This is a genomic window from Pseudomonas sp. R28(2017) (genome assembly GCF_002112505.1).
GTDB lineage: Bacteria > Pseudomonadota > Gammaproteobacteria > Pseudomonadales > Pseudomonadaceae > Aquipseudomonas.
Genome location: NZ_NEHW01000007.1, coordinates 96855 through 118587, shown reverse-complemented (window position 1 = coordinate 118587; position 21733 = coordinate 96855). Strand labels below are relative to the sequence as shown.

Sequence of the window (21733 nt, the reverse complement as noted above, 5' to 3'; positions counted from 1 at the left end):
TTAAAAATACTCCTCAGCAGTCCAGTGGGTTGCGCTTGTCCGGGTCGATGCCGAACTTGACGATGGCGTCAGCCACAACCTTGGGTTCGATCTCGCCGCGGTCAGCCAGGGCTTCCAGGGCAGCCAGCACCACGAAGTGGCGGTCGACTTCGAAGAAGTGACGCAGCTTCTTGCGGCTGTCGCTGCGACCGTAACCGTCGGTACCCAGGACCTTGAACTCTTTGCTCGGTACCCACTGGCGAATCTGCTCGGCGAACAGCTTCATGTAGTCGGTAGAGGCGATGACCGGGCCTTTGCGACCGTTCAGGCACTGCTCGACGTAGGTCTGCTGTGGCTTCTGGCCAGGCTTCAGGCGGTTGGCGCGTTCCACGGCCAGGCCGTCGCGACGCAGTTCGTTGAAGCTGGTGACGCTCCACACGTCGGCGCCGACGTTGAACTCTTCACGCAGGATCTTCGCCGCTTCGCGGACTTCGCGCAGGATGGTGCCGGAGCCCATCAGCTGTACGTGGTGCGCGGCTTCGCGGGTGTCTTCTTCGAGCAGGTACATGCCCTTGATGATGCCTTCCTCGACACCGGCCGGCATGGCTGGCTGCTGGTAGGATTCGTTCATCACGGTGATGTAGTAGAAGATGTCCTGTTGCTCTTCGGTCATCTTCTTCATGCCGTCCTGGATGATCACCGCCAGCTCGTAGCCGTAGGTCGGATCGTAGGTGCGGCAGTTCGGGATGGTGCCCGCCATCATGTGGCTGTGACCGTCTTCGTGCTGCAGGCCTTCACCGTTGAGGGTGGTACGGCCGGCGGTACCGCCGATCAGGAAGCCACGGGTACGGCTGTCGCCAGCGGCCCAGGCCAGGTCGCCAATGCGCTGGAAGCCGAACATCGAGTAGAAGATGTAGAACGGCAGCATCGGCTGGTTGTGGCAGCTGTACGAGGTACCGGCAGCGATGAACGACGACATGGCGCCGGCTTCGTTGATGCCTTCCTCGAGGATCTGGCCCTTCTTGTCTTCGCGGTAGAACATCACCTGGTCTTTATCGACTGGCTCGTAGAGCTGGCCGACCGACGAGTAGATGCCCAGCTGACGGAACATGCCTTCCATACCGAAGGTACGGGCTTCGTCCGGAATGATCGGGACGATGCGCTGGCCGATGTCCTTGTCCTTGACCAGCTGCGCCAGGATGCGCACGAAGGCCATGGTGGTGGAGATTTCGCGGTCGCCCGAACCGTCCAGGATCGCTTTCAGCGTTTCCAGTGGCGGGGTCGGCACGCTGAAGCTCTGGGCGCGGCGCTGCGGCACGAAACCGCCCAGGGCAGCGCGGCGCTCGGCCAGGTACTTGGCTTCGGCAGAACCTTCTTCCGGCTTGAAGAACGGCAGGTTCTCAAGGTCGGCATCCTTGACCGGGATGTCGAAGCGGTCACGGAAGTGACGCAGGCTGTCGACGTCGACCTTCTTGGTGTTGTGCGCGGTGTTCTTGGCTTCGCCGGCACCGGTACCGTAACCCTTGATGGTCTTGGCCAGGATGACGGTCGGCTGGTCCTTGTGGTTAACAGCCTGGTGGTACGCCGCGTAGACCTTGTACGGGTCGTGGCCGCCACGGTTGAGCTTCCAGATCTCGTCGTCGGACAGGTCTTCGACCATGGCCTTGAGCTCTGGGGTGTTGAAGAAGTTCTCACGAACGTACGCGCCGTCTTTGGCTTTGTAGTTCTGGTACTCGCCGTCGATGACTTCGTCCATGCGGCGCTGCAGGGCACCGTTGGTGTCCTTCGCGAACAGTGGGTCCCAGAAGCGGCCCCAGACGACCTTGTTGACGTTCCAGCCACCGCCACGGAACACGCCTTCGAGTTCCTGGATGATCTTGCCGTTGCCGCGAACCGGGCCGTCGAGGCGCTGCAGGTTGCAGTTGATGACGAAGATCAGGTTGTCCAGCTTCTCGCGGCCGGCCAGGGCGATTGCGCCCAGGGATTCCGGCTCGTCGCACTCGCCGTCGCCCATGAAGCACCAGACCTTCTGCTTGCCGGCCGGGATGAAGCCACGGGCTTCCAGGTACTTCATGAAGCGTGCCTGGTAGATGGCCTGGATCGGGCCCAGACCCATCGAAACGGTCGGGAACTGCCAGAAGTCAGGCATCAGCCATGGGTGCGGGTACGAAGACAGGCCGTTGCCGTCCACTTCCTGACGGAAGTTGTTCATCTGGTCTTCGTTGATGCGCCCTTCCATGAAGGCACGGGCGTAGACGCCTGGCGATGCGTGGCCCTGGAAGAAGATCAGGTCGCCGCCATGTTCTTCGGTCGGCGCCTGGAAGAAGTAGTTGAAGCCGATGTCGTACAGGGTGGCACTGGAAGCGAAGCTGGAGATGTGGCCGCCCAGGTCCGAGTCCTTCAGGTTGGTGCGCATCACCATGGCCAGCGCGTTCCAACGCACCATCGAGCGAATGCGGCGTTCCATGAACAGGTCGCCAGGCATGCGTGCTTCGTGGGTGACAGGGATGGTGTTGCGGTATGGCGTGGTGATCGCGTACGGCAGCTGGGAGCCACTGCGGGTGGCCAGCTCGCCCATGCGGGTCATCAGGTAATGAGCGCGGTCTTCGCCTTCTTTGTCGAGGACCGACTCCAGGGCATCCAGCCATTCCTGGGTTTCGATTGGATCGAGGTCTTGCATGGCTTGCTCCAGGGCGGAAAGGCCACCAGAATCGGGGGCCTGAGTTTGCGACTGGCCTTATGGGCAGACGTCGTGAATTCTTGGATTACCGGGGTGTCTCCCGGCGCCGTGTAGTTTTACTACATTTGCTCCGGCATTTCATGCTTTTGCACGCCATGGGTAGTAGTAAAACTACACAAATGCGACGTTTGGTCGCACCTTGGCTTGTGAGGAAAAACGTTCATGTTGGTTGGCGGTATGCAGCGGACAGGTGAATCTTGATGTTTCTTGCCAATGATTCGTTTTTTTCAGCTATTTCCAACTTTTGTATGACAGTCCAACCGTGGTCCGGCTTCCTCTTGACCGCTTTTTCCCCTCCATTTCACGCCGATCAAGGATAGACCATGCGCCTACCTTTGCCGCTCGAACTGCCTGCTTCCCTGCAACCGCTGGTCGTTCGCAACCAGCAGTTTCTGAGCGATGCCGTGGCAGGCCACGCCGACCTCGACCTGCAAACCTGGACCCCACTGCACCGGCAACAGTTCGATCAGGTGGCCGCCGCCAGTGACTTCGTGCTCGGCCTGGCCCAGCGTGAACCGGCCATGCTGTTCGCCCTGATCGCCAGCGGCGAGCTGGGCCGCCGTTACGCCCCGGGCGAGCTGCGCGGGCAAATCGCCGCCGCCGCCCAGGCCGCACAGAGCGAAGACGAGCTGGCGCGCAACCTGCGCCGCGAGCGCAACCGCCAGCAGCTGCGCATCATCTGGCGCGACATTACCCGCCAGGCCGAGCTGGGCGAAACCTGCCGCGACCTGTCCGACCTCGCCGACGCTGCCATCGACGAAGCCTACCAGTGGCTGTACCCGCGCCACTGCCAGCAGTTCGGCACGCCGATCGGCAACCGCAGCGGCCAGCCGCAGCACATGGTGGTGCTGGGCATGGGCAAGCTGGGCGCGGTGGAACTGAACCTGTCGTCGGACATCGACCTGATCTTCGCCTTCCCCGAAGGCGGCGAGACGGAAGGGGTCAAGCGCTCGCTGGAAAACCAGGAATTCTTCACCCGCCTGGGCCAGCGCCTGATAAAGGCACTCGACCCGGTCACCGTCGACGGCTTCGTGTTCCGTGTCGACATGCGCCTGCGCCCCTACGGCTCGGCCGGCGCCCTGGTGCTCAGCTTCAATGCGCTGGAGCAGTACTACCAGGATCAGGGCCGCGACTGGGAGCGCTACGCGATGATCAAGGCGCGGGTGGTGGCCGGTGACCAGGCGGCGGGCGCGCAACTGCAGGAAATGCTGCGGCCGTTCGTGTACCGGCGTTACCTGGACTTCTCGGCGATCGAAGCGCTGCGCACCATGAAGCAGCTGATCCAGCAGGAAGTGCGGCGCAAGGGCATGGCCGACAACATCAAGCTCGGTGCGGGGGGTATCCGTGAGGTCGAGTTCATCGCCCAGGCCTTCCAGCTGATCCACGGCGGGCGCGACCTGAGCCTGCAGCAGCGGCCGCTGCTCAAGGTGCTGGCGACCCTTGAAGGCCAGGGTTACCTGCCGCCAGCAGTGGTGGCTGAGTTGCGCGAAGGCTATGAATTCCTGCGTTACACCGAGCATGCCATCCAGGCTATCGCCGACCGCCAGACGCAGATGCTGCCGGACAGCGAGCTCGACCGTGAGCGTGTCGCCTATATCCTCGGTTTTGCCGACTGGCAGCGCTTCCACGATCAACTGATGTACTGGCGCGGTCGGGTCGACTGGCACTTCCGCCAGGTCATCGCCGACCCGGATGAAGACGAAGGCGAAGGCGAGCTGGTGGTGGGTGGCGAGTGGTCGCCGCTGTGGGAGCAGGCCCAGGATGAAGATGCGGCGGGCCGCCAGCTGGAGGAGGCCGGCTTCAAGCAGCCGGCCGAAGCCCTGCGCCGCCTGGCCGGGCTGCGCGCCAGCCCGCAGCTGCGCTCGATGCAGCGCATTGGCCGCGAGCGCCTGGATGCCTTCATTCCACGCTTGCTGGCCCAGGCTGTGGAGCACGACAACCCGGACCTGGTGCTGGAGCGCGTGCTGCCACTGGTCGAAGCCGTGGCGCGGCGTTCGGCCTATCTGGTGCTGCTCACCGAAAACCCGGGTGCCCTGCGGCGCTTGCTGACCCTGTGCGCCGCCAGCCCGTGGATCGCCGAGCAGATCGCCCGCTACCCGTTGCTGCTCGACGAGCTGCTCAACGAAGGCCGCCTGTTCAGCCCGCCGCTAGCGCCGGAGCTGGCCGCCGAACTGCGCGAGCGGCTGACGCGCATTCCTGAGGACGATCTGGAACAGCAGATGGAAGCGCTGCGCCACTTCAAGCTGGCCCACAGCCTGCGCGTGGCGGCATCGGAAATCAGCGGCAACCTGCCGTTGATGAAAGTCAGCGACTACCTGACCTGGCTGGCCGAAGCCATTCTCGACCAGGTGCTGGCCCTGGCCTGGCGCCAGACCGTGGCCCGCCATGGCCAGCCCAAGCGCAGCGACGGCAGCCTGTGCGACCCGGGCTTCATCATCATCGGCTATGGCAAGGTCGGCGGCCTGGAGCTGGGCCATGGCTCGGACCTGGACCTGGTGTTCATTCACGATGGCGACCCGCAAGCGGAAACCGACGGCGCCAAGCCCATCGACAGTGCGCAGTTCTTCACCCGCCTGGGCCAGCGCATCATCCACCTGCTGACCACCCAGACCAACTCTGGCCAGCTTTACGACGTCGACATGCGTCTGCGCCCGTCCGGCGCGGCGGGGCTGCTGGTCAGCTCGCTGGGGGCGTTCGAACGCTACCAGCAGAGCGAGGCCTGGACCTGGGAGCATCAGGCCCTGGTGCGCGCTCGTGTGCTGGTGGGCTGCAAGCAGGTGGCGACGGCGTTCGAGGGCGTACGGGCCAAGGTCCTGGGCCAGGCCCGCGACCTGGGCAAGTTGCGCAGCGAGGTGAGTGAGATGCGCGCCAAGATGCGCGACAACCTCGGCACCAAGGCCACGGCCGCCGGTACCGCAGCCAATGCCTTCGACGCCGGTGTGGCGTTCGATATCAAGCAGGATGCCGGCGGTATCGTCGATATCGAATTTATGGTGCAATACGCCGCTTTGGCCTGGTCTCACGAGCACCCGGCCATACTCCGATGGACCGATAACATCCGCATTCTGGAAGAGCTGGAGCAGGCAGGGTTGATGCCGGCCAGTGACGCGGTGCTGTTGCGTGAGGTGTACAAGGCGTTCCGCTCGGCGTCGCACCGCCAGGCCCTGCAGAAGCAGGCCGGGGTGATCGATGCGGCGCAGTTTGCCGATGAGCGCCGCGAGGTGCGGCGGATCTGGGGTGAATTGGGCCTGAGCTGATACTGCGTTGGCTTCTTCGCGGGCAAGCCCGCTCCCACAGGGGCTGTGCGATACCTGTGGGAGCGGCGGTTCGGCGCCCCGACTTGCCCGCGAAGGGGCCATGCGAGTGGTACACTGTCCGCCACATAGCCTGAATATAAAGAGGGGAGGCCAGGCTGTATGCAGCCTGTAGCCTCCCCGAGCGTTTCTGGACTAAGCATGAGAATACTGATCATTGGCCCCAGCTGGGTCGGCGACATGGTGATGGCGCAGACCTTGTTCCAGTGCCTGAAACAGCAGCACCCCGACTGCGTGATCGACGTGCTGGCGCCCGAGTGGAGCCGGCCGATCCTCGAACGCATGCCCGAAGTGCGCCAGGCCTTGAGCTTCCCGCTCGGCCACGGCGCGCTTGAGCTGGCCACGCGGCGGCGCATCGGCAAGTCCCTGGCCGGCCAGTACGACCAGGCCATCCTGCTGCCCAACTCGCTGAAGTCGGCGCTGGTGCCGTTCTTTGCCGGCATCCCCAAGCGCACCGGCTGGCGCGGCGAAATGCGTTTCGGCCTGCTCAATGACGTGCGCAAGCTGGACAAGGCCCGCTACCCGCTGATGATCGAGCGCTTCATGGCCCTGGCCTACGCGCCCGGTGCCGAGTTGCCGCAGCCGTATCCGCGGCCGAGCCTGCAGATCGAAGCGCACAGCCGCGAAGCCGCCATGGCCAAGTTCGGCCTGGCGCTGGACCGCCCGGTGCTGGCGCTGTGCCCAGGCGCCGAATTCGGCGAGGCCAAGCGCTGGCCGAGCGAGCACTATGCCGCCGTGGCCGATGCGATGATCCGCCAGGGCTGGCAGGTGTGGCTGTTCGGCTCGAAGAACGATCACCCAGTCGGCGAGCAGATCCGCGACCGCCTGATCCCGGGCTTGCGTGAAGAGTCGTACAACCTGGCGGGTGAAACCTCGCTGGCCGAGGCCATCGACCTGATGTCCTGCGCCGATGCCGTGGTCTCCAACGATTCCGGCCTGATGCACGTGGCTGCCGCGCTGAACCGCCCGCTGGTCGCGGTGTACGGCTCCACCTCGCCAGGCTTTACCCCGCCACTGGCCGAACAGGTGGAAGTGGTGCGCACCGGCATCGAATGCAGCCCGTGCTTCGACCGCACCTGCCGCTTCGGCCACTACAACTGCCTGCGCCTGCTGGAGCCCGGCAAAGTCATCGCCGCCCTGCACAGCCTGGGTGGTCCGAACCTGATCGATACCGTGGCCGAGGTCGACTAAGTGCGGGTACTGATCATCAAGACCTCGTCGCTGGGTGACGTGATCCACACCCTGCCGGCGCTTACCGACGCCGCCCATGCCATCCCGGGCATCCGCTTCGACTGGGTGGTGGAAGAAGGCTTCGCCGAAATCCCCAGCTGGCACCCGGCGGTCGACCAGGTCATCCCGGTGGCGATCCGCCGCTGGCGCAAGAACATCTGGCAGACGATCCGCAGTGGCGAGTGGAAGGCGTTCAAGCAGCGCGTTCGCGCGCGCAAGTATGACCTGGTGATCGATGCCCAGGGCCTGGTCAAGTCAGCCTGGCTGACCCGCTACGTCAAGGCGCCGGTCGCCGGCCTGGATCGCTATTCGGCCCGCGAAGGCTGGGCCAGCCGCTTCTACGACCGGCCGCTGTCGGTTGCCGTCGGCCAGCATGCCGTGGAGCGGGTGCGCCAACTGTTCGCCATGGCCCTGGCCTACGACCTGCCAGAAGGCATCGGCCACTACGGCCTCGACCTCGACCGCCTGCAACTGCCGCCGGCTGCGCCCTACGTGGTGTTCCTGCACGGCACCACCTGGGCGACCAAGCACTGGCCCGAAGCCTACTGGCGCGAACTGGCCGAGCGCCTGGGCCGGCGCAAGCTGCAGGTGCGCCTGCCGTGGGGCAACCCGGCCGAGAAGGCCCGCGCCGAGCGCATCGCCCAGGGCTTGAACAACTGCCAGGTGCTCCCCAAATTGAACCTTGCCGGGGTCGCCCGTGTACTGGCGGCGGCCAAGGCCTGCGTGGCGGTGGATACCGGCCTCGGCCACCTGGCCGCAGCGCTGGACGTGCCGACCATTTCGCTGTTCGGCCCGACCAACCCGGGCCTGACCGGCGCCTACGGCCGCGTGCAGGTTCACCAGGCCAGCGATTTCCCGTGTGCACCGTGCCTGCAAAAGAAGTGCACCTACAAACCGAGCGCTGACGACCTGCGCCGGTTCGATCTGAAACGCGAGTGGCCGCTGTGCTTCACTCGCCTGAATCCCGAGCATGTAGCGAGCCGCCTGAGCGCGCTGCTGCTGGCTGAGGATGTTCGTTGATGCAACTGGCTTTCGTGCTTTACAAATATTTCCCCTTCGGCGGGCTGCAGCGCGACTTCATGCGCATTGCCCTGGAATGCCAGAAGCGGGGCCACCAGATCCGCGTGTACACGCTGATCTGGGAGGGTGACATTCCGCCGGGCTTCGAGGTGCTGGTGGCGCCGGTCAAGGCGATCTTCAACCACCGGCGCAACGAGAAACTGAGCGCCTGGATGGCAGCGGACCTGGCCAAGCGCCCGGTCGACCGCCTGATCGGCTTCAACAAGATGCCGGGGCTGGACGTGTACTACGCCGCCGACGGCTGCTTCGAAGACAAGGCGCAGACCCTGCGTGGCGGCCTGTACCGGCGCTGGGGCCGCTACCGGCACTTCGCCGAGTACGAGCGCGCCGTGTTCGCCAAGGACGCGCGCACCGAAGTCCTGATGATTTCCGAAGTGCAGCAGCCGCTGTTCATCAAGCACTACGGCACCCCGGTGGAGCGCTTCCACCTGCTGCCGCCAGGTATCTCCCAGGACCGCCGCGCGCCGGCCAATGCCGCCGAGATCCGCGCCGAGTTCCGCAAGGAATTCAACCTGGGCGATGACGACCTGCTGCTGGTGCAGATCGGTTCGGGCTTCAAGACCAAGGGCGTCGACCGCAGCCTCAAGGCCCTGGCCGCGCTGCCTTCGGCGCTGCGCAAGCGCACGAAGTTGATGGTCATCGGCCAGGACGACCCCAAGGTGTTCCAGCTGCAGAGCGCCACGCTGGGCCTGGGCGAGCAGGTGCAGTTCCTTAAGGGCCGCAGCGACATCCCGCGCTTTTTGCTGGGCGCCGACCTGCTGATCCACCCGGCCTACAACGAGAACACCGGCACGGTGCTGCTCGAGGCCCTGGTGGCCGGCCTGCCGGTGCTGGTGTCCAAGGTCTGTGGTTACGCCCATTACATCGCCGAGGCCGACAGTGGCCTGGTGCTGGACGAGCCGTACGAACAGGAACAGCTCAATGCCTACCTGCAGCGCATGCTCGAAGACGGGCAGGCCCGCGCCGAGTGGTCGCGCAACGGCCTGGCCTTTGCCGACAGCGCTGACCTGTACAGCATGCCGCAGCATGCTGCCGATGTGATCCTGGGGCAGGAGAACCCATGAAGCTGATACTGGCCGAACCCTTCAAGCGCCTGTGGGCCGGGCGTGACGCCTTCGATGCCGTGGAAGCGCTGCAAGGCGAGGTGTATCGCGAACTCGAAGGCCGCCGCACGCTGCGTACCGAGGTCGATGGCGAAGGCTTCTTCGTCAAGATCCACCGTGGCATCGGCTGGGGTGAGATCTTCAAGAACCTGCTCACCGCCAAACTGCCGGTGCTCGGTGCCGGCCAGGAATGGCAGGCCATCCAGCGCCTGCATGAAGTGGGCGTGCCGACCATGACCGCCGTCGCCTATGGCGAGCGTGGCAGCAACCCGGCCAGCCAGCATTCGTTCATCGTCACCGAAGAGTTGGCGCCGACCATCAGCCTGGAAGACTTCAGCATCGACTGGGTCAAGCACCCACCCGCGCCGCGCCTGAAGCGCGCGCTGATCGCTGAAGTGGCGAAGATGACCGGTGGCATGCACCGCGCCGGGGTCAACCACCGCGACTGCTACATCTGCCACTTCCTGCTGCACACTGACCGGCCGGTGACGCCGGAAGACTTCAAACTGTCGGTGATCGACCTGCACCGCGCGCAGACCCGGGCGAAAATCAGCCGGCGCTGGCGCGACAAGGACCTGGCCGCGCTGTACTTCTCGGCGCTGGATATCGGCCTGACCCAGCGCGACAAGCTGCGCTTCCTGCGCGGGTACTTCCAGCGCCCGTTGCGCCAGGTGCTGGCCGAGGAAGCCGCGCTGCTCGCCTGGCTCGAACGCAAGGCGCAGAAACTCTACGATCGCAAGCAACGCTATGGGGATGCACTCTGATGGCGGGTTGGACACTGGCGCCAGGCTACGAACACCTGGCGTCGGACTTCGGCAGCCTCGATGCGGTCTTTGCCCTCAAGGGCGAACACCTCACGCGTGACCCGCTCAGCGAGGTCATCCGCATCGAGCGTGACGGGGTCAACTACTACGTCAAGCGCTACACCGGCGCTGGCAAGCACATGCGCCGCTACCTGGGCCGGCCACGCATCAAGGCCGAATGGCAGAACCTCAAGCAGTTCGCCAAGTGGGATATTCCCACGGCCGAAGTGGTGGCCTGGGGCCTGGAACGCAAAGGCCTGGCCTTTGGCCGTGGCGCGATGATCACCCGCGAACTGCCACGCACCGAAGACCTCTCGGCCCTGGCCGAGCGCAACGATCCGCGCCTGGCCGATCGCGTCTGGGTCGACAAGCTGAGCCGCCAGCTGGCGCGCCACACCCGGGTCATGCATGAACACCGTTTCGCCCACAATGACCTGAAGTGGCGCAACCTGCTGGTCGACGACCTGGGCACGCTGTTCTTCATCGACTGCCCGACCGGCGACTTCTGGCGTGGCTTCATGTGGCGCCACCGCATGATCAAAGACCTGGCATGCCTGGACAAGGTGGCCAAATATCACCTGTCGGCGACCCAGCGCCTGCGCTTCTACCTGCAGTACCGTGGGCGTCAGCGCCTGAATGTGCGCGACAAGCGGCGCATTCGTCAGGTGCTGAGCTTCTTCGAGGGAAGGGAATGACCGACTACCTGGCCGGCGCGGACCTCGCGCTGCTCAAGCGCCATGGCTTGAACGACTTCGAAGCGCTGTGGGCGCTGCAGCTCGACGCCGTGGACGAACCCAATACTGGCCGCGGCGGCTGGAGCAGCGTCTACCGCCTGGAACTTGAAGGTAAAGGTTATTATCTCAAGCGCCAGAGCGATTACCTGACCCGCACCTTGCACCGGCCGTTTGGCGAACCGACCTTCGCCCGCGAATTCCGCAACATCAGCCGTTACCAGAAGCTGCGCATTCCGGCCTTGCAGGCCGTGTTCTACGGCGAGCGCAAGCACAACGGCCAGCACCGGGCGATCCTGATGACCCGTGCGCTGGACGAATGGAGCGACCTGGAGGGCCTGCTGGCCCAGTGGCCGCAGCTCGCCGATGAGGCCCGGGCGGGCATCCTCAAGGCGTGCGGCCAGCTGGCGCGCACCCTGCACGGCGCCGGTCAGGTGCACGGCTGCTTCTACCCCAAGCACATCTTCCTGCGCCAGCGCCGCGAGGGCTGGGAAGCGCAGCTGATCGACCTGGAAAAGACCCGGCCGCTGCTGTTTGGCATGCGCGACCGCCTGCGCGACCTGGAGCCACTGCTGCGCCGTGCCCGTGCCTGGAGCGAGGCGGACGTGCGCCAGCTGCTGGCCGCCTACCTGCAGCAGCCTGCCGACAGCGCCCTGGTCGGCACCTGGCTGCAACGCCTGACGCAACGCCGTCGTGAAAAAGAGGCCCGCTGATGCGTTTGTCCGAACTCAAAGACGCCGGGCGCAGCCCGTCTCTGCCATTGAGCATCACCTTGGCCGACGCCGCTGGCACGGCTGACCTGCAATTGCTCAGCCTGTTGCGGGTGCTGCCTGGCCAGCGTTATGTCGGCGCCGGCATCTGGCGTGGCACCCCGGTGCTGGCCAAGCTGCTGGTCGGCGGCAATGCCGCACGGCATTTCCAGCGCGAGCTGGATGGCGTGAAACTGCTGGCCAAAGAGGGCCTGACCACGCCACAGCTGCTCGCCGATGGCCTCAAGGAAGGCGAAGGCGGCTGGTTGCTGTTCGAATTCCTCGAGGGCGCCGAAAGCCTGGCCGACGCCTGGGCTGCGGTGGAAAGCCTGCCGGTGCTGGCTGACGAGCAGCACCTGGTGCTGGGCGAAGCTCTCACTGCCGTGGCACAGATGCATGCACAAGGCCTGTGGCAGGAAGACCTGCACCTGGACAACCTGCTGCGCCATGGCGGCAAGCTGTACCTGATCGACGGTGCCGGCATCAAGGTCGAGACGCCCGGCCAGCAGTTGTCGCGGCCGCGTGTGCTGGAAAACCTCGGGGTGTTCTTCGCCCAGTTGCCCAAGCGCCTGGAGCCGTTCATCGAAGAGCTGCTGGTGCATTACCTGCTGGCCAATGCCGAGCATGCGCTGCCGATGGAAGCGCTGCAGAAGCAGGTGGACAAGGTGCGCAACTGGCGGCAGAAGGACTACCTGGAAAAGGCCGGCCGCGAGTGCAGCCTGTTCAGTGTCGAGCGCAGCCTGTCAGGCCTGCGGGCGATACGCCGCGAAGAGGTGGGTGCCATGCTGCCGGTGCTGCAGCAGGCAGATGCACTGATCGACAAGGGCCATCTGTACAAGACCGGTGGCGCGGCCAGTGTGGCGCGTATCGAGGTGAACGGCCGCAAGCTGGTGCTCAAACGCTACAACATCAAGAACACCGCACACTGGTTCAAGCGCTTCTGGCGCCCGAGCCGGGCCTGGCACTCGTGGATCGAAGGGCATCGCCTGGCGTTTCTCGACATCGCCACGCCGCGCCCACTGGCGGTGCTGGAACAGCGGGTGATGGGCCTGCGCAGCCGTGCCTACCTGGTCACCGAGTTTGTCGAGGGGCCGGACCTGACCGCGTGCTTCGCCCCCTACGTGGAGAACGGTGACGCGCCCGAAGAGCAGGTCGACGCGCTGGTCCACGTGATGCAGCAGTTGATCCGCGAGCGCATCAGCCATGGCGACTTCAAGGGCCACAACCTGTTCTGGGACAAGGGCCAATGGTCGCTGATCGACCTTGATGCCATGTGTCAGCACGCTACCCAGCTCAGCTTCGCGCCAGCCTACGCCCGTGACCGGGCGCGGCTGCTGCGCAACTGGCCGAGTGGCAGCGCCCTGCATCAACGCCTGGACAGGCTGTTGCCGCGGCTCGGCGAGTAATCCTCTGGCAGGGCCAGCCAGTCGCTGCCGCGGCCTGGCTGGCGCACGCGGATCTGCCATGCGTCCTGTTCGCGGCGCAGGACTGCCCAGGCGGGAACCGTGCCGCTGAGCCCTGCGGGCAATATCAGGTGGTAGTGCCCGGGCAGCAAGTGGCGGCGTACCGGCAGCTGGTGGTTCAGCAGCTGCAGGTACAACGTGCTGCCATGGCTTAACAGATTGTTCTCGTGCTCATCGGCGACGCCCTCCAGGCGCGGTTCCAGCCGGCATTGGCCAAGCAGCTGCGCGATATCGGGCAGCCCCTCATGCCAGTGCACCGCTGAATCGACGATCCAGTTGCCGTTCTGGCTGCGCTTGATCGGCAACTTCAGGTACGCATAAGGCTGGTCAGGGTCGGTGGCGCGCCAGCGGTTGCCGTCAAAGCTCACGTTGAAGTAATGGCCCTGGTTGTCGCGCACGAAGTACTGGGTCAGGCCGGGGTTGACCGACAATTGTTCATACACCGCTTCGCCGTGTACCGAGTCGATCCGGTAGCGCAGCCTGCTCATGTCGGGCGCCACTTGGTAACGCTGCGGCAGCGGCACCGGTGGCGGCTTCGGCAGCCCGCGCAATGCGCGGCGCATGAGGCTGGACCCTGCCATTTCGTTGAGACCCGCGCTGGCGTGGCCAAGGGCGGCCACGGCATGGTGCAGGGCACCGGCATGGTCGTCCTGGTCGAATGCCTCGAAGCCATCCCAGATCGAGATCGCCATGCGGCCGAACGCCAGCGCCAGCAGTGCCCGTTGTGGCAGGACGAAGGTGACGAGGTCCAGCACCAGCCTGAGCACGTTGACCGAGAACTCGCCCAGCAGTTCTTCGTTGCTGCGGGTAGCGATGTCGGTTTGCGCGATCAGGCTTTTGACTTCGGCCCGGTACAGCGCTTCGAACAGGTTGCCGGTGATGGTCTGGCGCGTGACGATTGCGCCGATCCGGCCTTTTTTCAGCCGTGCGCCGAGGAGTTTGCCGCTGGCCTGTGGCAGGCGTTGGGTCAGGTAGCCCTGAAAGCCCGGATCATTGCGGGCAGCGTGAATCAGCGCTTTGGTGTCGCTGTACTCGCGCCAGAAGCGCCGGTCAGGTACATCCGGGCAGTACAGCACGATGCGTTTCGAGTTTTCCGGTGAAACCAGCAGCAACACGCCCAGCAGCGTGTCCCCCTGTACCAGCAGCTGCTGTGCAATCACCTGCTGTTCATTGTAGTGCGGGCGCGTATCGCTGTCGGGCGCGCTGATCACCGTGCTGGCCCAGCCATAGCCTTGCTCGAACGTATCCGGCAGGAAGTGCCTGACATAGCGCGCCTTGACCGCTTCGGCATTCATCCGCGTGCGGGTGATCTGCCCATGCGCGGCTTGGCGCCAGCGCCCCTCGGGTGACTCCAGCAGTTGGGTGCGCAGGTAGGCCTTGTAGCCACTGCCAGCATTCAGCCGCCGCACGATGGCCTTGACCCGTTGCGGGGTCAGGGCAGGTAGCGGCTGGTCATCGTTCAGGTAGACGCGGGCAGTCAGCCAGTAATCCACATCGAACCAGGCAATGTTCAGCAAGGCCAGTTCATCGAGCCTGTAGGTGTGGCGTACCACTTCGATGGTATCGCCGGCCTGCGGCCTGCTGGCTACCGGTATGTAGCCGCTGGTCCCGCCGATCGGTAGCGGGTTGACGATCGGCCCCGTCTGGCGGGCTAGCGTGACGCTGATGGAAATATCCCGTGGGTCGCAATCCAGGCCAGGGTCTCGTTGCAGGTATTCGCGCAGGCGCTCGTTGACCCAGTTCAGCAGGCTGTGCTGCTGGCGGAACTGCTCGAGGGTGAGAATGCCGGGTGCACTGGCCACCTGAATGGCGAGCACTTGTTCCTGCATGGCCTGCATGATGTGCGTGACACCTTGGCGCGACGTTGCGCGCAGCCAGTTTGGCAGGTGTTTTTCGAGCAGCAGCCCATAACGGTTGGCCATAGGGCCGCGGCTGCCGACCGTTCGCCTGATGTCCAGGGCGTTGGCCAGCGCGGCATCCAGCTGCTCGATGCTGCGTTGTTGCCCCTGTTCCCAGGCCTTTTGCCAGGCATGGCTGAGGTGGCTGGTTTGCGCGTCGCGTATGGCGAAGGCCAGAAACTCGGCAGGGTCCTCGGTGTACCAGTCATAGCGCAGGCGTTCGGCCTGGCGGGCCTGCTGCTGGTTGCCAGGCTCGCTCAGCATGGCCAGCAGGTGCCCGCTCTGCAGCGGGTCTTCCAGGCGCTCGCAGACCTCAGCATGGAGTGCGGCAAGGCTGTCGAAGGCTTCTATGCCATGGGCGACACTGCACAGTATCGCCAGGCCCACGGGTTCGTCGTGTTCGAGCAGGCGCCCTTCGGGCCCTTGTTCGGTGAGCACCAGAAAACCCGGCACATGGCAGCGCCAGTTGGGGGCGGTGCTGGCAAGGAGCAGGCGATAGGTTTGTGGCCGCGATGTGACGGGCAGGTGCCGACGCTGCCAGGGGCGCGGCAGCTCCAGGCAGGTCCTGAGCAACTGCGCATGCCCGGGCGACAGGGTCTGGTCGGTGCTGCGCAGGCGAATTTCTGCATCCAGCTGGTCACGATAATGGGAGGCCAGGCGAATCAGACGCGTCAGTCCCTTACTGTCGCGCTCCAGCCAGTAGCTTGCCAGGCGGGCATGCAGATCCTGGCGAATGTTCTTGCAGAAACCGTCGATATGGCTGGCGAAATTTGCCGGCAAGTTAAGTGTGGAGTAGCTGGCATGGCGCGCTTGACTGCCTGTGGGCAAGCGAAACGTGCCGCCGTCGAACAGATGGAAACCCACCAGCTGCAGCAACTGATGCGTGCCGAAATACAGCGTGCGTGCAGTGATCGTGAGGTCTGGAAAAAGCTGTGCGAGGGCGATGTCCAGGCTGGGCTCGACGCCGTCGATGGGGGGCAGAAGTGCTTCCAGTCTGCTGTCCAGGGTCTGGAAGCGGTGCAGTGTGGTCATGGTCCGTCTCCGGGGGAAAGGCGGACGATGGTGCGTGAGTGAGCCCTTGCGGCTGTGTTAGCCGGTTACCTCAGCGTCGGCAAAGGCCGCGTATCGATAGCCACGCCGGGACACCCAGGCCCAGCCAGGAAAGCACGTCCCACCCGCCGTCGCCGAGCAGCGCGGCGAACAGCCCCAGCGCACCGAGCACGGCGATCAGCAGCGGCCAGGCAAAGACCCGCGAGGTGGCCTGCGACTTGTGGGTCATGTGCGTGCCTCCCGGTGCTTGCGCTGCTTGCCCCACCACAGGTACAGGCCGCTGCCGAGCACGATGAGGGTCAGCACATCGAGTACTGCCCAGAGCATCTGCATCGGCCGGCCGCCATAGTCACCGAAGTGCAGCGGTTGCGACAGGCCCATGGCGTCCATGTACCAGGGGCGTTCGCCCACGGCCGTCACCGCCAGGGTGCGCGCATCGATCAGCACGGGCGTCAGCAGGTGCGAGGTCAGGTGCGTGGCGCCCTTCATGAACACGGCGTAGTGGTGCTCGCTGGAGAAGCGCGTGCCGGGGAAGGCGATGAAGTCCGGGCGCATGCCGGGCGCGGCGCGCTCGGCGATCGCCAGCAGCTCGGTGGCGCTGGCCCGTTCGGTGAGGGCCGGGGCGTCGCGGTAGGGGGCGACCATCGCCGCCAGGCTGTCGTTGCGCCATGCAGCGATGACCAGGTCGGAGAGGGCGCTGATGACACCGGTGACACCCACCGTCAGCGCCCAGGCCAGGGTGACCACGCCAATCAGGTTGTGCAGGTCGAGCCAGCGCAGGCGCCTGGACTTGTCGTGGCGCACGGTGGCGAAGTCCAGGCGGCGCATGAACGGTGCGTAGAGTACGGTGCCGGAGACGATCGCGACGACGAACAGCACACCCATGAACGCCAGCAGCAGTTTGCCGGGCAGGCCGGCGAACATGTCCACGTGCAGGCGCAGCATGAGCATCATGAAGCCGCCATTGGCGGCAGGCATGGCCACGGCTTCGCCGGTGCGGGCGTCGAGCATGAAGGTGTGTGACGCATTGGGCTCGGTGCCGGCAGTGGCGGCGGTGATCGCCAGCACGCCGTTGGGCTCGTCCTCGTCGAAGCCGAAGTACTGCACGACCTCGTCGGGGCGGTGTTGCTCGGCCTTGATCACCAGCTGCTGCAGGTCCAGCTGCGGGGTGCCGGCGGGCAGCTCGCGCAGTTGCGGGGCATCGCCGAGCAGGTGTTCGAGTTCGTGGTGGAAGATCAGCGGCAGGCCGGTCAGCGCCAGCAACAGCATGAACACCGTGCAGACCAGGCTGCTCCAGGTGTGGATCACCGACCAGCGGCGGATGGTTGGGCTTTTCATCACGGTACCGATTTATGTCTGTTGGACCGTGGGGCTGCGCAGCAGCCCCCGCTCACTCAGAACTTGTAGGAAGCGCTGGCAACGACGCTGCGCTCGTCGCCGTAGTAGCAGTAGAAGCTGTCGCAGGTGGAGATGTAGTCCTTGTTGAACAGGTTGGTGGCATTGACCGCCACCGACGCGCCCTTGAGGCTGGTGCTCAGGCGACCGAGGTCGTAGTGCACCGAGGCATCGAACACGGTGTAGGCGTTGGCCTTGCCCAGGTAGGTGTTGGCCTGGTCGCCGTAGGTGTTGCCGGTGTAGCGCGCGCCACCGCCGATGCCGAAGCCGTCGAGCACACCGCTGTGCCAGGTGTAGTCGGCCCACAGCGAGGCTTGCTGGTTGGGCATCAGTTGCAGGCGGTTGCCTTTGTACAGGCCGTCCTGTACTTCAGACTTGGCCAGGGTGTAGGCAGCGGTCAGCTTGAGGTTTTCGGTGACATCGGAAACCGCTTCCAGCTCCAGGCCATGGACTTTCACTTCGCCGGTCTGGCTGGTGACAGTAGTGTTCCCATCGTTATTGGTGACCAATACGTTCTTCTGGGTAAGGTCATACACAGCGGCCGACAGCAACGTGTTGGAGCCGGGCGGCTGGTACTTGACGCCCAGTTCCCACTGTTTGCCTTCGGTTGGCTTGAACGAGCTGGTCGGGTCTACGTCCGCCTTGCTGGCCGGTTGGAAAGATTCGGCATAAGACAAATAGGGAACGAATCCAGAGTCGAAGACGTAACTGATTGCGGCGTTACCGCTAAAGTTGCTGTCGCGTTGTGTGTTGGTGGCGTCACCTTTATTGAAGAATTTGGTGCTGGTATGTACCCAATCCTCACGGCCACCCAACGTCAAACGCCAGTTCCCGAGCGCCATCTGGTCTTGAATATAGACGCCTGTCTGGCGGGTTTTCTGGTCGTAGTCGTAGTAGGCAGTGGAACGATCCGGGCGAGTGATCGGCAAACCGTAAACGGGATTGTTCACGTTGATGCTGGGTGCAGTGCCGTAGATCGTCAGGAAATTGTTATTGGTGCGCTGGTGGTCCAGCCCGATCAGCAGAGTGTGGCTGATGTCGCCGGTGTTGAAGTTGCCCTCGAAATTGTTGTCGACGGCGAACTGGCTAATGTCCTCATCAACGTTTGTGGTACTCCGGCCAACATTGCCGTCGTTATCCACTACCATGCCGAACTCGGGGAAGTAGCTGTTTACGGTGATGGTCTGGAACGACAGATCCGACTTGGTGTAGCGAAGGTTCTGGCGGAACTGCCAAACTTCGTTGATGCGATGCTCGAAGGCGTAGCCCAGCGCGTAGTAGGTGCGATCGTAGAACTCGTAGTTCGGGTCACCCAGGTTCTTGTGGTGGGAGATCTTGCCGAACGGCATGTCGATCTTGGTGCCTTGAATCGGCCGGAACTGGCTGGTGACACCGGTATCGTCGCGGGTGAACTGGGTCAGCAGGGTCAGCGAGGTATCGTCGTCGATGTTCCAGGTCAGGCTTGGCGCGATGTTGTAGCGCTTGTCATCGATATGGTCGATCTGCGTGCCGCCATCGCGAATCACGCCACTCACGCCGTACAGGAACCGGCCATCGTCATCGATCTTGCCGGTGCTGGCGAAGTTGATCTGGCGATGGTTGTCGCTGCCGTACTGCACTTCGATCTCGTTGGCGCTTTCGGCCTGAGGGCGGCGGCTGACCATGTCCAGCAAACCGCCGGGCGGCGTCTGGCCATAGACTGAGGAGGCCGGGCCGCGCAGCAGGGCCAGGCGGTCGAGGTTCCAGGTTTCGGCTTTCGGGTTGGCATACACGCCACGTGGCAGCGGCAGGCCGTCGAGGAACTGGGTCGGCTCGAAACCGCGCACGCGCATCCAGTCGTAGCGGGTGTCGCTGCCGAAACTGGCGGAGACGATGCCCGGCATGTATTTCACGGCGTCATCGAGGCTGTGCACGCCACGGTCGCTCATCTGCTGACGGGTGGCCACGGAGATCGAGCGCGGTACTTCGACCAGTGCGGTGTCGGTCTTGGTACCGGCGGCGGTGCGCTTGGCCAGGTAGCCGTCGACCGGGCCCCAGGCGCTTTCGGAAGCGCTGGCGGCGTTGACGGTGGTTTCCGGCAGTGCCAGGGCGCCATCCGGCACGGCGACCAGGCTATAGCTGCCGACGCTGCTCTGTTGCAGTTGCAACCCGGTGCCGAGCAAGGCCGCCTGCAGGGCGCCGAGGCCACTGTACTGGCCATTGACCGGGGCCGAGGTACGGCCGCTGACCAGCGCCGGGTCGATGGCCAGGGCGATGCCCGACTGGCTGGCGATCTGGTTCAGGGTGGTGGCCAGCGGCGCGGCGGGCAGGTTGTAGGCGCGCGGCGCGGACTGCTCGGCGGCGAACAGGGCGGTGCTGGACAATGGCGCGGCCATGGCGATGGCCAGGGCCATCAGGCTGGGACGCAGGATACGATCAACGGCACGGGACATGCAGCGGCTCCTCGACGGATAAGTGCTAACTGCTTCCTTGCCGAGCGAGATTCCAGAAGTGACAGGGGGAATCGGAAAAAAAGTGAGAATTATTTGAATCTGGCTTTTTCCTGCACCGGCCCCTTCGCGGGCAAGCCCGCTCCCACAGGTGCGCCGCAGATTCAAGGGCTGCGGAAATCCTGTGGGAGCGGGCTTGCCCGCGAAGAGGCCAGTACAGGATTACTTGGGAACGACAGTCACCCACCACGGCGTATGCCGCTCGATCTTCACCGGCAGCGCCGGCGTCAGCGAAGCCAGGGCCAGGTCGGTGTCGGTCAGCGGGAAGCTGCCGGTCACGCGCAGGTCGGCCACTTCATCGGCCACACCCAGGTGGCCGCTGCGGTACTGGCCCAGCTGTTTCAGCAGGTCGGCCAGGCGCACGTTGTCGACCACCAGCATGCCGCGAGTCCAGGCGTCGGCCCCGGCCTGCACCGGGCCGATCCGGCCCAGGCCGTTGCTGTTCATCAGCACTTGCTGGCCTTCGCGCAGGACCTGCTCGTCGCCGCTGTTGTGTGGCATGGCGGCGACCGACGATTGCAGCACCTCCAGGCGCGTGCCCTGGTCTTCGCGACGCACCAGGAAGCGCGTACCCAGTGGCCGCAGGCGGCCATCGTCGGTACGTACCAGCAGCGGGCGTGGGTCGTCATGGCCGGTCTCGACCGAGATTTCGCCCTGATGCAGCACGATCAGGCGCTGTTCGCCCTGGTAGTCGATGTCGACGGCGGTGTGGGTGTTCAGGCTCAGCAGCGTGCCGTCTTCCAGGCGCAAGGTGCGCAGTTCGCCCGTGGCGGTGCGCTGATCGGCCAGCCAGTAGCTGGGCGCCAGTGACGGGGCACCGATCCAGGCCAGCAGCGAACCGAGCAGGAACATCCCGGCCAGCCCGCCACCGACTTTGCCGATGCGCCGTCGCAAACCGGCGCGCGATTGCAGCAAGGCCTGGCGAGCCGGGCCGGCAGCAGCGCTGACGCGTTGGTCGAGGGCGCCAAGCTGGCGCCAGGCACGGGCATGTTCTTCGCTGGCGGCATGCCAGCGGATGAATTCGGTGCGCTCGTCAGGCGTGCCACTGCTGTCGTCCAGGCTCATTTTCCAGGCGATGGCGGCTTCCAGCACCTGCGACGAAACCGGTGTGTTGTTCACGTCGGTTCCCCGTACAGGGCCACGTAGCACTGGCGCATGCCCTGGGCGATGTACTGGCGCACACGCGACACCGAAACGCCCAGGCGCTCGGCGATTTCGGCGTGGCCCATGCCATCCAGGCGGTTGTGCAGGAAGGCCGCGCGGGCCTTGCTCGACAGCTTGCCGAGCAGGCGGTCGATGGCCTTGAGGTCTTCGAGGATCAGGTGCTGAGTTTCCGGGGAGGGGTGTTCGGCTTCGGGGATCGACGCCAGCTCGGCCAGGTAGGCCTGCTCCAGCGCCGCGCGGCGGAAGTGGTCGAACATCAGGCCCTTGGCCACGGCGGCGAGGAACGCGCGTGGTTCGCGCGGGGTGTCCAGCTGCTCGCGGCCGAGCAGGCGCACGAAGGTGTCCTGGCTCAGGTCTTCGGCACGTTGGCGGCAGGCCATGCTGCGCTGCAGCCAGGCGAGCAGCCAGCCGCGATGGTCGCGGTACAGCGAGCCGACCAGATCGGCATGTGGGCTGTGGGCAGAAGACACGCAGCGTCCCCCCGGAACGAATGCATTAACTAACGATAATTATTCGCGATTGTTACAGAGGCAAGGGGGTGGGTG

The 21733-nt window shown here is 64.8% G+C and carries 15 protein-coding genes; 8 read left to right on the top strand and 7 right to left on the bottom strand.

Features of this window, described 5'->3' with window-relative positions; translation table 11 throughout:
- Positions 1–13 precede the first annotated feature (13 nt).
- Positions 14–2659 (bottom strand): pyruvate dehydrogenase (acetyl-transferring), homodimeric type, encoded by a 2646-nt coding sequence (gene aceE, locus CAF78_RS14130; protein WP_085676289.1) that lies wholly within the window; start codon positions 2657–2659, stop codon positions 14–16.
- 383 nt (positions 2660–3042) lie between these two features.
- On the opposite strand from aceE, the gene glnE reads away from it, so the two are divergent.
- The 8 genes from glnE to CAF78_RS14090 all read left to right on the top strand — a co-directional run bounded on the left by glnE (position 3043) and on the right by CAF78_RS14090 (position 13135).
- Positions 3043–5976, top strand: a complete 2934-nt coding sequence (gene glnE / locus CAF78_RS14125) for a bifunctional [glutamate--ammonia ligase]-adenylyl-L-tyrosine phosphorylase/[glutamate--ammonia-ligase] adenylyltransferase (RefSeq protein ID WP_085676288.1) — start codon at positions 3043–3045, stop codon at positions 5974–5976.
- A 198-nt stretch (positions 5977–6174) separates the two neighbouring features.
- A complete protein-coding gene (waaF, locus tag CAF78_RS14120) occupies positions 6175–7224 on the top strand; it encodes a lipopolysaccharide heptosyltransferase II (RefSeq protein WP_085676287.1) in 1050 nt (349 codons plus the stop codon).
- Entirely contained in the window at positions 7225–8283 is a 1059-nt protein-coding gene (waaC, locus tag CAF78_RS14115) for a lipopolysaccharide heptosyltransferase I (RefSeq protein WP_085676286.1), read from the top strand.
- Complete coding sequence (locus tag CAF78_RS14110) at positions 8283–9407, top strand: glycosyltransferase family 4 protein (RefSeq protein WP_085676285.1); 1125 nt, start codon at positions 8283–8285, stop codon at positions 9405–9407. Before waaC ends, CAF78_RS14110 begins: the two co-directional genes overlap by 1 nt.
- Positions 9404–10210: a lipopolysaccharide core heptose(I) kinase RfaP gene (rfaP, locus tag CAF78_RS14105; protein ID WP_085676284.1), complete on the top strand. Its 807-nt coding sequence runs from the start codon at positions 9404–9406 to the stop codon at positions 10208–10210. Before CAF78_RS14110 ends, rfaP begins: the two co-directional genes overlap by 4 nt.
- Positions 10210–10944: a lipopolysaccharide kinase InaA family protein gene (locus CAF78_RS14100; RefSeq protein WP_085676283.1), complete on the top strand. Its 735-nt coding sequence runs from the start codon at positions 10210–10212 to the stop codon at positions 10942–10944. The genes rfaP and CAF78_RS14100 overlap by 1 nt, the downstream gene beginning before the upstream one ends.
- Positions 10941–11693, top strand: a complete 753-nt coding sequence (locus tag CAF78_RS14095) for a lipopolysaccharide kinase InaA family protein (RefSeq protein WP_085676282.1) — start codon at positions 10941–10943, stop codon at positions 11691–11693. The genes CAF78_RS14100 and CAF78_RS14095 overlap by 4 nt, the downstream gene beginning before the upstream one ends.
- The gene (locus CAF78_RS14090) at positions 11693–13135 is read left to right on the top strand and encodes a lipopolysaccharide kinase InaA family protein (RefSeq protein WP_085676281.1); all 1443 of its coding nucleotides are present in this window, start codon (positions 11693–11695) and stop codon (positions 13133–13135) included. The genes CAF78_RS14095 and CAF78_RS14090 overlap by 1 nt, the downstream gene beginning before the upstream one ends.
- Here CAF78_RS14090 and CAF78_RS14085 read toward each other — a convergent pair.
- The 6 genes from CAF78_RS14085 to CAF78_RS14065 form a co-directional block, all read right to left on the bottom strand.
- On the bottom strand, positions 13096–16122 hold the full coding sequence (locus CAF78_RS14085; RefSeq protein WP_085676280.1) for a dermonecrotic toxin domain-containing protein: 3027 nt from the start codon (positions 16120–16122) through the stop codon (positions 13096–13098). The two genes, CAF78_RS14090 and CAF78_RS14085, sit on opposite strands and share 40 nt — an antisense overlap.
- A gap of 70 nt (positions 16123–16192) precedes the next feature.
- Positions 16193–16369, bottom strand: a complete 177-nt coding sequence (locus CAF78_RS28575) for a hypothetical protein (protein WP_177408539.1) — start codon at positions 16367–16369, stop codon at positions 16193–16195.
- The gene (locus CAF78_RS14080) at positions 16366–17478 is read right to left on the bottom strand and encodes a PepSY domain-containing protein (RefSeq protein ID WP_085676279.1); all 1113 of its coding nucleotides are present in this window, start codon (positions 17476–17478) and stop codon (positions 16366–16368) included. Before CAF78_RS14080 ends, CAF78_RS28575 begins: the two co-directional genes overlap by 4 nt.
- A gap of 56 nt (positions 17479–17534) precedes the next feature.
- Positions 17535–19967 carry a TonB-dependent siderophore receptor gene (locus CAF78_RS14075; protein WP_085676278.1) on the bottom strand — a complete coding sequence of 811 codons (2433 nt, stop codon included), beginning with the start codon at positions 19965–19967 and terminating at the stop codon, positions 17535–17537.
- Positions 19968–20186: 219 nt separating this feature from the next.
- Positions 20187–21143 carry a FecR domain-containing protein gene (locus CAF78_RS14070; protein ID WP_085676277.1) on the bottom strand — a complete coding sequence of 319 codons (957 nt, stop codon included), beginning with the start codon at positions 21141–21143 and terminating at the stop codon, positions 20187–20189.
- The gene (locus CAF78_RS14065; protein WP_085676276.1) at positions 21140–21658 is read right to left on the bottom strand and encodes an RNA polymerase sigma factor; all 519 of its coding nucleotides are present in this window, start codon (positions 21656–21658) and stop codon (positions 21140–21142) included. Before CAF78_RS14065 ends, CAF78_RS14070 begins: the two co-directional genes overlap by 4 nt.
- Between the last annotated feature and the right edge of the window lie 75 nt (positions 21659–21733).

Bases quoted from the DNA above. Each gene is read 5' to 3' on its own strand.
- glnE (WP_085676288.1), top strand. From the start codon at position 3,043: ATGCGCCTACCTTTGCCGCTCGAACTGCCTGCTTCCCTGCAACCGCTG.
- CAF78_RS14085 (WP_085676280.1), bottom strand. From the start codon at position 16,122: ATGACCACACTGCACCGCTTCCAGACCCTGGACAGCAGACTGGAAGCA.
- CAF78_RS14075 (WP_085676278.1), bottom strand. From the start codon at position 19,967: ATGTCCCGTGCCGTTGATCGTATCCTGCGTCCCAGCCTGATGGCCCTG.
- CAF78_RS14080 (WP_085676279.1), bottom strand. From the start codon at position 17,478: ATGAAAAGCCCAACCATCCGCCGCTGGTCGGTGATCCACACCTGGAGC.
- waaF (WP_085676287.1), top strand. From the start codon at position 6,175: ATGAGAATACTGATCATTGGCCCCAGCTGGGTCGGCGACATGGTGATG.
- CAF78_RS14110 (WP_085676285.1), top strand. From the start codon at position 8,283: ATGCAACTGGCTTTCGTGCTTTACAAATATTTCCCCTTCGGCGGGCTG.
- aceE (WP_085676289.1), bottom strand. From the start codon at position 2,659: ATGCAAGACCTCGATCCAATCGAAACCCAGGAATGGCTGGATGCCCTG.
- CAF78_RS14090 (WP_085676281.1), top strand. From the start codon at position 11,693: ATGCGTTTGTCCGAACTCAAAGACGCCGGGCGCAGCCCGTCTCTGCCA.
- CAF78_RS28575 (WP_177408539.1), bottom strand. From the start codon at position 16,369: ATGACCCACAAGTCGCAGGCCACCTCGCGGGTCTTTGCCTGGCCGCTG.
- CAF78_RS14095 (WP_085676282.1), top strand. From the start codon at position 10,941: ATGACCGACTACCTGGCCGGCGCGGACCTCGCGCTGCTCAAGCGCCAT.
- rfaP (WP_085676284.1), top strand. From the start codon at position 9,404: ATGAAGCTGATACTGGCCGAACCCTTCAAGCGCCTGTGGGCCGGGCGT.
- CAF78_RS14100 (WP_085676283.1), top strand. From the start codon at position 10,210: ATGGCGGGTTGGACACTGGCGCCAGGCTACGAACACCTGGCGTCGGAC.